Source organism: Cobetia sp., assembly GCF_983723665.1.
Genome location: NZ_CFDJES010000064.1, coordinates 2,157 through 13,591, shown reverse-complemented (window position 1 = coordinate 13,591; position 11,435 = coordinate 2,157). Strand labels below are relative to the sequence as shown.

Annotated in this window: 12 protein-coding genes; all 12 read left to right on the top strand. The window is 63.6% G+C overall.

The features are described 5' to 3' along the window. A partial coding sequence (locus tag AC4FAH_RS08335; protein WP_490245888.1) for a 2-C-methyl-D-erythritol 4-phosphate cytidylyltransferase occupies positions 1-288 on the top strand: 288 nt, incomplete at its 5' end. Between the two features lie 91 nt (positions 289-379). Then, entirely contained in the window at positions 380-880 is a 501-nt protein-coding gene (gene ispF / locus AC4FAH_RS08330; RefSeq protein WP_276315245.1) for a 2-C-methyl-D-erythritol 2,4-cyclodiphosphate synthase, read from the top strand. Next, positions 873-2,048 carry a tRNA pseudouridine(13) synthase TruD gene (gene truD / locus AC4FAH_RS08325; RefSeq protein ID WP_490245887.1) on the top strand — a complete coding sequence of 392 codons (1,176 nt, stop codon included), beginning with the start codon at positions 873-875 and terminating at the stop codon, positions 2,046-2,048. The genes ispF and truD overlap by 8 nt, the downstream gene beginning before the upstream one ends. Before the next feature lie 51 nt (positions 2,049-2,099). After that, positions 2,100-2,846 (top strand): 5'/3'-nucleotidase SurE, encoded by a 747-nt coding sequence (gene surE / locus AC4FAH_RS08320; protein WP_043331401.1) that lies wholly within the window; start codon positions 2,100-2,102, stop codon positions 2,844-2,846. A gap of 184 nt (positions 2,847-3,030) precedes the next feature. Then, positions 3,031-3,687, top strand: coding sequence for a protein-L-isoaspartate(D-aspartate) O-methyltransferase (locus tag AC4FAH_RS08315; RefSeq protein ID WP_225348164.1), 657 nt, complete (start codon positions 3,031-3,033; stop codon positions 3,685-3,687). Next, a complete protein-coding gene (locus AC4FAH_RS08310; RefSeq protein ID WP_225347113.1) occupies positions 3,684-4,637 on the top strand; it encodes a DUF368 domain-containing protein in 954 nt (317 codons plus the stop codon). The genes AC4FAH_RS08315 and AC4FAH_RS08310 overlap by 4 nt, the downstream gene beginning before the upstream one ends. Beyond that, positions 4,630-5,883 (top strand): peptidoglycan DD-metalloendopeptidase family protein, encoded by a 1,254-nt coding sequence (locus tag AC4FAH_RS08305; protein ID WP_225347112.1) that lies wholly within the window; start codon positions 4,630-4,632, stop codon positions 5,881-5,883. The genes AC4FAH_RS08310 and AC4FAH_RS08305 overlap by 8 nt, the downstream gene beginning before the upstream one ends. Positions 5,884-5,944: 61 nt before the next feature. Further along, positions 5,945-6,922 carry an RNA polymerase sigma factor RpoS gene (gene rpoS, locus AC4FAH_RS08300; protein WP_043331399.1) on the top strand — a complete coding sequence of 326 codons (978 nt, stop codon included), beginning with the start codon at positions 5,945-5,947 and terminating at the stop codon, positions 6,920-6,922. A gap of 383 nt (positions 6,923-7,305) precedes the next feature. Further along, entirely contained in the window at positions 7,306-8,676 is a 1,371-nt protein-coding gene (locus AC4FAH_RS08295; protein WP_225347111.1) for a TolC family outer membrane protein, read from the top strand. Positions 8,677-9,055: 379 nt separating this feature from the next. Beyond that, entirely contained in the window at positions 9,056-10,207 is a 1,152-nt protein-coding gene (alr, locus tag AC4FAH_RS08290) for an alanine racemase (protein WP_248377019.1), read from the top strand. Positions 10,208-10,267: 60 nt separating this feature from the next. Next, a complete protein-coding gene (gene lpxL / locus AC4FAH_RS08285) occupies positions 10,268-11,185 on the top strand; it encodes an LpxL/LpxP family Kdo(2)-lipid IV(A) lauroyl/palmitoleoyl acyltransferase (protein ID WP_490245886.1) in 918 nt (305 codons plus the stop codon). 8 nt (positions 11,186-11,193) lie between these two features. Further along, a partial coding sequence (locus AC4FAH_RS08280; RefSeq protein WP_490245885.1) for a hypothetical protein occupies positions 11,194-11,435 on the top strand: 242 nt, incomplete at its 3' end.

Below are 11,435 nucleotides of genomic sequence, written 5' to 3'. Positions count from 1 at the left end.
GCGCCGAGCATCGCGCACACCGAATCCCGCGTCGGCCTGTGGCATGCCTTCACGCCGCAGGCCTTCCCGCTGGGCCTGTTGCGACGGGCGCTGCGTGAAGCGCTAGGGGAGAACCCCGCGCTCATCACGGATGAGGCCTCGGCACTGGAGGCCTGTGGCCGTGCCCCCGTGCTGGTCGCCGCCGCCCGCGACAATCTCAAGATCACCCATCCGGAAGACCTCGCCATGGCGCGCCTGCTGCTGGCCGCGCGCGAGGCGCTTCCCGATAGCCCCCGGACGTCTGCCTGACATGACTGAGCAATCTGCAACACCCGCTGCTGCCACTTCCTCTGCGCAATCCGCGACCTCTTCCCCGCAGGCTGGCCATGTGCCGATGGCCCTGCGCATCGGCCACGGCTTCGATGTGCATCGCTTCGGCGATGGCGATCACCTGATGATCGGTGGCGTGAAGATCGCCTACGAGCATGGCTTCGTGGCGCACTCCGACGGTGACGTGCTGCTGCATGCGCTGTGCGATGCGCTGCTCGGTGCCTGTGGCATGGGCGATATCGGCAAGCATTTCCCGGACACCGACAGCGAGTGGTCCGGCGCCGATAGCCGTGGCCTGCTGCGCCACGTGATCGGGCTGGTCAATGCCGCCGGTTTCGGGGTCGGCAATGTCGATCTCACCGTGATGGCGCAGGCGCCGAAGATGGCGCCGCACATCCAGGCGATGCGGGAAGTGATCGCCGAAGACCTGCGCGTGCCGCTGGCGGTCGTCAACGTCAAGGCCACCACCACCGAGCGGCTCGGTTTCACCGGTCGCAAGGAAGGCATCGCCGCCGAGGCGGTGGTGCTGCTGGGCGCGCTGCCGACCGCGGTCGGAGCCGAGCATGTCTGAAGTGAATGACATGTCTGAGTCGCCCGAGGCGGATGCGCTGTTTGCCGAGGCGCTGGCGGCACTGGACGCCGCGGGCAGCGAGGCGTGGGTCAAGGAAGCCGAATTGATGCAGCGCTGGCCGCATGCGCATGGCGGCCCGCTGGGAGCCGGCGACTTCCGTCACACGCCGGAGGACTTCCGGGTCACCGAGCTGATGGACTTCGTGCCCGAAGGTCACGGCGAGCATCAGTGGCTGTGGGTCGAGAAACGTGGCCTGACCACCGATGAGCTGTGCCGTGAACTGGCCGGCCTGTGTGAGGTCGCGTCGCGTGATATCGGCGTGGCCGGTCTCAAGGACAAGCAGGCGATCACCCAGCAGTGGGTCTCCGTGTGGTTGCCGGGGCGTGAAGCGCCGCAGGATCTCAGCGATGCGCTGGCCGAGAAGGGCGTCCGCGTGCTGGCCAGCGTGCGTCATCCGCGCAAGCTCAAGCGTGGCGTGCATCGCGGCAACCGCTTCGCGCTGCGTGTCAGTGGTGAGGCCGTCGCGCATCCCGAGTTCGAGGCGCGCTGGCAGACGCTGATACGTGATGGTGTGCCCAACTATTTCGGGCCGCAGCGCTTCGGGCATCAGGGACATAATCTCGGCCGGGCACGTGCCGTGCTGGTGCGTGGCTGGCGCAAGCGCGATGACCGCAGCGGCATGCTGCTGTCGACCGCGCGCAGCTTCCTGTTCAACGAGGTGCTGGCCGCGCGTCTCAAGGCGCATTGCTGGGCGACGGCGCTGAGCGGTGAGGTGTTTGCGCTCAACGGGACGGGCTCGCGCTTCGTCACCGACGGCAGCGAGTCGGCCGAGACGCTGGCGCAGCGCCTGGCGAGTGGCGATATTCATCCCACTGGCCCGCTGTGGGGCACCGGGCGGGCGGAGGCTCATGCGCAGGTCGCCCAGCTCGAGCAGGTCCTGGCCACGCGTTGGCCGCAGCTGTGCGAGGGGCTCGAGAAGGCCGGCGTCAAGGCGGAGCGTCGTCCGCTGCGCCTGATGCCCGGCAAGCCGCGTCTGGAGTGGGATATCACGCCAGAGCAGGCAAAAACCGAAGGTGGCGAGGCCAGTGTCTGGCTGCACTTCGATCTACCGCGCGGCAGCTTCGCGACGGGCCTGTTGCGTGAGCTGATCGCCCATCCGCTGCTGTAGTGCCGTCAGGCGATATGACGACTATCCGATGATTCGCAAAGGAGTGAGATGATGCGCAGGATTCTGCTTTCCAATGATGATGGCGTGCACGCTCCGGGGCTCAAGGCGCTGCATGACGCGCTGGCCGGGCAGGCACGCATTCGTGTGGTCGCGCCGGACCGTGACCGCTCAGGGGCCAGCAACTCGCTGACGCTGAGTCGGCCGTTGTTGCTGTCCGCGATGGAGAACGGCTTCTACAGCGTCGACGGCACGCCCGCGGATTGTGTCTACCTGGGCGTCAATGGGGTCTGGGACGAGAAGCCTGACATCGTGATTTCCGGCATCAACCATGGTGCCAACCTGGGCGATGACGTGCTGTATTCCGGCACCGTGGCGGCGGCGATGGAAGGGCGCTCGCTGGGCATGTCGGCGATCGCGATGTCACTGTGCGGCAAGACCCACTTCGAGACCGCTGGACGCGTGGCGGCGAGCCTCGTCGGCGCGGCCGAGACCCTGGCATTGCCGCCGCGCTCATTGCTCAACGTCAATGTGCCGGATGTGCCGTGGAGCGAGATTCGTGGTTTTCGCGTCACGCGTCAGGGCCACCGTGGCCCGGCGGGCGCCCCGATCGAGGTCAAGGACCCGCGTGGCCGTACCCGCTACTGGATCGCGCTGGCCGGCGATGGCATCGATGATGGCGATGACACCGACTTCGCCGCCATCGCGGCAGGCTATGTGTCCATCACGCCGTTGATGACGGATCTCACCTCCCACGGGGCGCGTCACGATGTGGCGCAGTGGCTCGAGGCGCTGACCTGAGCGACGTAGCGCCAGCCAAGGCTCAAGATTTCGCTGTGAAGTCCTCGTTCGAAGGATATGAATCAAGACCATGAAGGACGTGTATCAGAACGCTTTCCCGCTTGCGCAGTCAGACAGCGCAGCGGGAATCGCCGGGCCCTTGCATCTCAGGCGACCGGACACGGCGCAGCTGAGCGGTATCGGCATGACGTCCCAGCGCACGCGAGACCGCATGGTGGCGCGCCTGGAGGATGCCGGCATTCGCGATGAGCGGGTGCTGGAGCTGATGGCCAGTGAGCCGCGCCACCTGTTTCTCGATGAGGCGCTGGCGCACCGTGCCTATGAAGATACCGCGCTGCCGCTGGGGCAGGGGCAGACCCTGTCCCAGCCTTACATGCACGCCCGCATGACGGAGCTTGCCCTGGCGCAAGCGCCGCGCCCGCGCGAGGAGTGTCGGGTGCTGGAGGTCGGCACCGGTTCGGGTTATCAGACATTGCTGCTGGCGCGCCTGTTCGCTCGGGTGTCTTCGCTCGAGCGCATCGCCGTGCTGCATGCCAGGGCCGCTCAACGCCTTGGCTGGTTCGGACTCGACAATGTCGCGTTGCGCCATGCCGATGGTGGGCATGGCTGGCAGGACGATGACTCGGCATTTGATCTGATCGTGGTGACCGCCTGCGCACCGCATCTGCCGCAGGCGTTGTTGAAGCAGTTGGCCCCGCAGGGGGTGATGATCGTGCCATTGGCCGAGGACGACAGTGATCGTCAGTGGCTGACACGAGTGCGCCACGTCGGCGACACTCAGGATATTCAGCGGTTCGAGGCCGTGCGCTTCGTGCCGTTGCTCGAGGGAGTGATCAGGTGAAACGAGCTTTGAGCGTGTTCTTCAAGGGCGCTGGCATGGGGGCGGCGGATGCCGTGCCCGGGGTATCAGGCGGCACGATTGCCTTCGTGACCGGCATCTATGAAGAATTGATCGAGTCCATCAAGCGCTTCGGCCCCTCCGCCATCGGCGTATGGCGTGAGCAGGGCTTCAAGGCGCTGTGGCAGCATTTGAATCTGGCCTTTCTGCTGCCGCTGGTCGCTGGCATCTTCGCCAGCCTGATCAGCGTGGCGCATGTGGTGACCTGGTTGATGGAGGCGCAGCCGCTGCTGCTCAACGCCTTCTTCTTCGGGCTGGTGGTGTGCTCCGGGGTGGTGGTCGCGCGGCGTATCACCACCTTCCGAATGGGCTATCTGGTGTGGTTGGCGCTGGGGCTGGTGCTGGCCAGCAAGTTGCCCAGCCTGTTGCCCGCCGCCACCGATGCCTCCTGGGTGCTGGTGGTCGGCGGTGCCATCGCCATCAGTGCCATGCTGCTGCCGGGCGTTTCCGGCAGCTTCCTGTTGCTGACCATGGGCCTCTACGGCACGGTGATGACTGGCATCAAGAGCTTCGATCTGCAGCTGATCATGCTGTTCGGCAGCGGCTGCGCCATCGGGCTGTTCACCTTCTCGCGTTTGTTGTCGTGGTTGTTTCGTCATCATCACACCGCGACACTGATGCTGCTGACGGGCTTCATTCTCGGCTCGCTGCCGGTATTGTGGCCGTGGCGCACCATCACCGATTATCGTCTGGGACCCAAGGGTGAACAGGTTCCGCTGGATTACCACTTCATGATGCCGGATACCTATACCAGTGTGACCGGTGAGCCTGCCCAGCTGTGGGCGGCACTCGCCCTGATGCTGGCCGGCGTATTGCTTGTCTGGTTTGCCGGAGAGCGCTCCGGCCCGGATGACGACTCCAGCAATTCCCGCAAGGAGCAGGAACATGCGTGACAGGATGGACAAGGGAATCAAACTGACGTTGGCAGGTCTGGCGCTGGGTGCGCTGACAGCCTGCAGCACGGCGACCACTCGCCCGCAGGTTCAGGACCTCAACGCCGGCAATGCGCGTATCACCTCCGACACCTATACCGTTCAGCGCGGTGACACCCTGTATGGCATCTCCTGGCAGAGTGGCCAGGATTTCCGGGATGTGGCGCGCATGAACGGCTTGAATCCGCCCTACACCCTGCAGCCGGGGCAGACGCTGCGTCTGAACCCCAACACCCAGCTGCCGGCCAGTGCGGCGGGCGCTTCCGGCACGAGCGTCGCCTCGAGCGGTGGCGTTGTTGCCACGCCGATGGGCGGGGGCAGTGATGGTTCGATCGCCGGCGGCAGCGAACTGCCTGACTGGCTGGCACCGGATGAATCCGCCATGGCTCAGCAGCAACAGCGCACCAGCCAGGCCCAGTCGCTGACGACTGGCTCGGGTGGCGTGTCCTCGGCCGCCACCGGCGCCGCGGCGGCTGCCGGGCTGGGGCCTGTCTACCAGGAAGGCAGTGAAGAGGCACTCGCCGAGACGGCGCGCAACTCAGCCACTGACAGCGCAGAGCAGGCCAGCAGCAGTGCTGCGCAGGCCAGTAGCTCGGCCAGTCAGACAGCCAGTCAGACGGCCAGCGAGGCAGCTGCCAGTGCGGCCGCCGCCCAGGCCGAGGCGCGCAAGGCTGCCAAGGAAAAGGCCGAGCAAGCCGCCGCTGCCGCCGCAGCAGAGCGCGAGAAAGCGGCCGCTAGCGTGAAAAATGAGGCTGCCAAGGTTGAAAAGGGCACCAATGTCGCTGGCGAAACCGCCAAGGCTGCACCGGCCAAGAAGACCTATGTTCCGGTAAAAAACGTTGACTGGCAGTGGCCTACGCAAGGCGAGATCATCGGCAAGTTCGGCGAGTCCGAGAGTGTCACCGGCGGCATTGATATCGCTGGTCAAAAGGGGCAACCTGTCAAGGCAGCAGGGCCGGGAATCGTGGTCTACGCCGGAAGCGGAGTACGTGGTTACGGTAACCTCATCATTCTCAAGCACAACGACCGCTATCTGAGCGCCTACGCCCACAACGACACTCTGCGTGTATCAGAGAACGATGTGATCGACGCCGGACAGGTCATCGCCACTCTGGGAGCCACTGACGCTGAACGTGCGCAGCTGCACTTCGAGATTCGCGAGGATGGGCAGCCCAAGGACCCACTGAAATTCCTGCCTAAACGCTGATTCCCACCGCTGCCACAACAACAAGTTCCTGGCACCAGACCAGAGACAACGGGGTATCGACATGAGCATGCTGGAAAAGGATATCGATCAGGCTGAGGTTGAGTTGTCCCTTGAGGATGTCGAGGAGGACGACGATACGCTTGAGGCAGAAGCGGAAGAGGCGGCATTCGAACGCGCCTTGAATCGTGAAGAGCGCAAGCACTACCAAAGCCTGGATGCGACCCAGATCTACCTCAACGAGATTGGTTTTTCCCCGTTGCTCAAGCCCGAGGAGGAAGTCTACTTCGGGCGTCTGGCACAGGCGGGCGACCCCGCCGGTCGCCAGCGCATGATCGAGTCCAACCTGCGTCTGGTGGTCAAGATCGCACGGCGCTATCTGAATCGTGGTCTGTCGCTGCTCGACCTGATCGAGGAGGGCAATCTGGGGCTGATCCGCGCGGTGGAGAAGTTCGACCCCGAGCGCGGCTTCCGTTTCTCGACCTACGCCACCTGGTGGATTCGCCAGACCATCGAGCGGGCGCTGATGAATCAGACGCGCACCATTCGTCTGCCGATTCACGTCGTCAAGGAACTCAACATCTACCTGCGTGCCGCGCGCCAGCTGACCCAGAAACTGGATCACGAGGCCACCGCGGAGGAGATCGCCGACTTCCTCGACAAGCCGGTCGATACCGTCAAGAAGATGCTGGGGCTCAATGAGCGCGTGTCATCCGTCGACTACCCGATGGGCGGCGAGAGCGACAAGCCGCTGATCGAGACCATCGCCGACGAGAATGACACCAGCCCGGAGTCCAGTCTGGTAGATGTCGACGTCAAGGCGCATGTCGATGAGTGGCTGGCGGAACTGACCGAGAAGCAGATGGAAGTGGTGGTGCGCCGCTTCGGGCTGCGCGGTCATGAAGCCGCGACGCTGGAGGAAGTGGGCGAGGAGATCGGCCTGACGCGTGAGCGGGTGCGTCAGATCCAGGTCGAGGCGCTCAAGAAGCTGCGGCGCATGCTCGAGAAGCAGGGGCTGACGCTCGAATCCATCTTTGAATGATGCGCGGGCACAGTCGTCATGGCTGTCGATACCCTGATGCAGGTTGCCAGTGAAAACGGCCCGCTCGTGATCCGAGTGGGCCGTTTTCATATTGTGTCATCATTATTCTGGCAGAGTGGGGGCATTCTGACGTACTGCGCTCGAGTGCAGGATGCCCCATGACACTGTTGTCAATTTGGAAACGCTGTATCGTGCAACAAAGTTAGCCAACTAACTGGACGCCCAAAAGAGCGACGATTAGACTAAGGCCACTTTTTCCACGACCCGCTTGAGCAGGGCTGAGGCAGTAGTCCAGCCGATGTGTGAGCTACCTTTTACCTTGTCCTGGTGCTTTCGAGGCGCCATGCAGGTCACGACTGTCACTGATCAGGAACAACGCATACATGGCCAACATTCGCATACTGCCACTGGTGCTGGCGATGGGTTTTGCGACCCAGGCTCAGGCTGCCAATCTGCTCGACATCACGCGTGATGCATTGACCCACAACGCCAGCCTGTCCTCCTCTCGCTCGCTCTATCAGAGCGTCGAGGACAATGAGCGTATCGAGCTTGCTGACCTGCTGCCCCAGATCACTGCCACGGGGACCGTGTCGCGTACCGATGTCACCGGCAATTCCCAGAGCGGCACCGAAGGCGATTACACCGACAGCAATATCGTGGTCAACGTCAACCAGCAGCTGTTCGATGCTGCCGACTGGTATGAGCTCGCGACCAGCAAGGACACCACCCGTCAGCAGAAACTGCTGCTGGATTCCGATCAGCAGCAGCTGCTCTATGATGTGGCGTCTGCCTATTTCACCATCCTGAACAATCGTGATGTGCTCGATGCGCGCATCGCCCAGGAAAAGGCCTTCTCCCGCCAGCTGGACCAGGCCAATCAGCAGTTCGAGGTCGGTCTGATCGCGATCACGGATGTGCAGGAAGCCAAGGCATCATTCGATGACGCGCGTGCCCAGCGCATCGCGGCCGAAGCCGATCTGCAGGTCAGCTTCGAGGCCCTGCAGCAGCTGACGGGCCAGCAGTACGATTCCATCGATGGTCTGGAAGAAGATCTGGCGATCGAAGCGCCGGTGCCGGCCAGCCGCGACAAGTGGGTCGAGATGGCATTGTCCAACAACCCGCTGATCGGTGCTGCCCAGAAGGGTGTCGATGTCGCCAGAGGCGATGTGAAGACCTCCCGCGCAGGCCACCTGCCGGAAGTCGGCGCCTTCGCGACCTACTCCTACGATGAAACCGACATCGATACTGCCGGGGGGTATCAGGAATACAACCAGATCGGTATCCAGGCCTCCCTGCCGATCTATACCGGTGGCCGCACCTCCGCCCAGGTACGTCAGAGCACCCATCTGCTCGAGCAGAGCCAGTACGACCTGCTCGATCAGCAGCGCTCCACTACCCAGAGCGTGCGCTCGCTCTACAGCCAGGTGCGCAGCGACGTCCTGACCGTCAAGGCGCGCAAGCAGGCGATCGTCTCCAGCCGCAGCGCACTGGAAGCGACTCGCTCCGGTTATGAAGTCGGCACCCGTAACATCGTCGATGTGCTGGACGCCGAGCAGGCCCTGTATCAGGCGCTGGCGGACTACGCCTCTTCGCGTTACACCTATGTGCTCGACCTGCTCAACCTGCGTCAGGCGGCAGGTATCATCGATATCAACAGCGTGCGTGACCTCAACGAGAGCCTCAAGGCAGATCGTCAGGTGTCCCTGGTGCTGAATGATGAGAGCTCCGACGAGCTGGAAAACGTGACGCCCTGATCGTCCCGCGCTGGCTTACGCCACGTGCTGCATGCACCCCCGCAGGCTCTGCCTGCGGGGGTGCATGCGTTTTGGGGCATGCGTTTGAGGGCATCAGTTGGTCAGGTCACTGATCGTCAGGCATGTGTTCATCAGGCAAGTGATGGCCAGACAGGAGGTGCCGAAAAAGCAGCGCGCAAGGGCAGCGCGGCCTCGAGGCAGGCAGTTTCGTGGTGGTATTGGTCGAAAATCCTGCATGTGTTTTAAAAGGCAGTGGTTTCTATCGGTGATTTGGGGAAAGTTTGGTGTTTTTCAGCGTGACCTGACGGCGATGATGGAAAATAATTGAGGGGCTTGCTCTGCTGTCTGTCATTTTCACCGATCACCCTGGAGTCCCCTCATGTCCCGCCCACTGCGCGCTGATATTGATCTCGATGCACTGCGTCACAACTATCAGCTGGCCTGCGAGCTGGCGCCGCATTCGCGCGCCCTGGCCGTGATCAAGGCGGACGCCTACGGGCATGGTGCGGTGGCGTGCGCGCAGGCACTGGCGGACCTCGCCCCCGCCTTTGCGGTGGCCACGATAGAGGAGGCGCTGGCGCTGCGGGCGGGCGGCATCTCTCATCCGATCGTGCTGCTTGAGGGGGTGTTCGAGGCCGCGGAGTATGCCTTGGCGGCCGAGCATGACTTCTGGTGCGCCATCCACAGCGAATGGCAGTTGGCGGCCCTCGAACAGAGTGAGCTTGCGCAGCCCTTGTCCTGCTGGATCAAGTTCGACTCAGGCATGCATCGTCTCGGCTTCACGGCCGAGCAGGTGCTGGACGCCAAGGCGCGCCTCGAGGCGTGTGGCAAGGCGCGTGACCTGCACCTGATGACGCACTTCGCCAGCGCTGACAGCCTGACACCAGACTACTTCCAGCAGCAGATGGCGGCGGTGACGGCCTTGGCGGCCGAGGCAGAGCTGCCGCTGTGTCTGGCCAACTCTCCGGCGACGCTTGCCTGGCCAGAGACGCATGCGGCCTGGAACCGCCCGGGAATCATGCTCTACGGAGCAGACCCGCTGGAAGGCGCCAATGACGCCAGTCGGCGCCTGAAGCCGGTGATGACGCTGTCTTCGGCCATCATCGCCGTGCGTGAGATCGCCATCGGCGAGCCTGTAGGGTACTCGGGGCGCTTCGTGGCCACGCGTCCGACGCGTATCGGTGTCGTCGCCTGCGGTTATGGTGATGGCTATGATCGCCACGCCGTGGATGGTACGCCAGTGCTGGTGGATGGTCAGGAAACGGTGCTGGCCGGCAAGGTGTCGATGGACATGCTGACGGTGGATATCACGGATCTGCCCGAGGCGGGTGTCGGTTCACGTGTGGTGCTGTGGGGCGAGGGGCTTGAGGTCAATCGCGTCGCCGCCAGCTGCGACACCATCAGCTATACACTGCTGACGGGGCTGCTGCCGCGCGTGCCCAGACACTATCATGGCGGCGTTGGCAGTGTGGCGGACGACAAGGGTGTTGCGCAGTTGGCCAGCGCTCAGCCGCTGGATACGCACGCCTGACCTGACGGCAAGGCTCGCGCGGTCTACAATGGCCGCCGTTGCCCGTCGAACGAGAGAGTCATGGCCAAGAAGAGCTATCCCGAGAGTTTTGCACACCCCTGCTACTGGCTGACCTGGCTGGGCATCGGTGCCATGAAGGCTTCGGCCTATCTGCCCTGGTGCGCCAAGTTGTGGCTGGGGCGTGGCCTTGGTGAGCTGGCATGGCGCTTCGGCAAGCGTCGTCGTCACATCACCGACACCAATCTCAAGCTGTGCTTTCCTGAGTGGAGTGAGGCGGAGCGCGCGCGTCAGGTGCGCAAGACCTTCCACGCCAACGGCATCGGTATCTTCGAGACGGCCACCGGCTGGTGTCGTGATCCTGAGCACATGCGTGATCGCGTGACCTTCAAGGGGCAGGAGCACATGGAGCGCGCCATGGCCCAGGGCAAGGGGGCGCTCATCGTGGGCATCCACTTCTCGACCCTGGATCTGGGCGGCGCACTGCACTCGCTGTTCTTCCCGGCCGATGTCGTCTATCGCCCCCACGACAACCCGCTGTTCGAGCGCTTCATGACCCGTGCGCGCAATGGCATCTTCGGCACCGCCATCGATCGTCACGACCTGCGGGGCGTGGTACGTCGCATCAAGAGCGGCCATGGCGTGTGGTATTCACCGGATCAGGACTTCGGGCGTGATGTCAGCGTGTTCGCGCCGTTCTTCGGCATCGATGCCGCCTCCATCAAGCTGACGGCCAAGATCGCCCGCATGACGGGCGCGCCGGTGATGCCCTTGATGTTCCACCGCAATCCGGACAATCGTACCTATACGCTGGAGTATCTGCCGGCGCTGGACAACTTCCCGAGTGGCGATGACGTCGCCGATGCCACGCGCATCAACGCCTTCATCGAAGGGGCGATCCGCAAGCATCCCGAGCAGTATCTGTGGCTGCACCGTCGCTTCAAGACACGTCCCGAGAAAACCGATCCGTCCCTGTACTGAGGTGAACCATGAGCAACGACATCTCTTCTCACGTCACCCTGGCCGAGGTGGAAGCGCGGTTGGCCGCTGGCGATACCTTCGTGCTCAATCAGGTCGCGGAATGGTGCCCGGATTGCACCGAGCGTCAGCGTCCGGCATTGCCTGCCTTCGAGGCGGCGCTTGCCCGTGGCGGTCTGCCACTGGTGACCCTGTGCGTGCAGCAGACCCGTGGGGTCTATCTCAGCGATGCTCATGCACAGCTGAGTGAGCG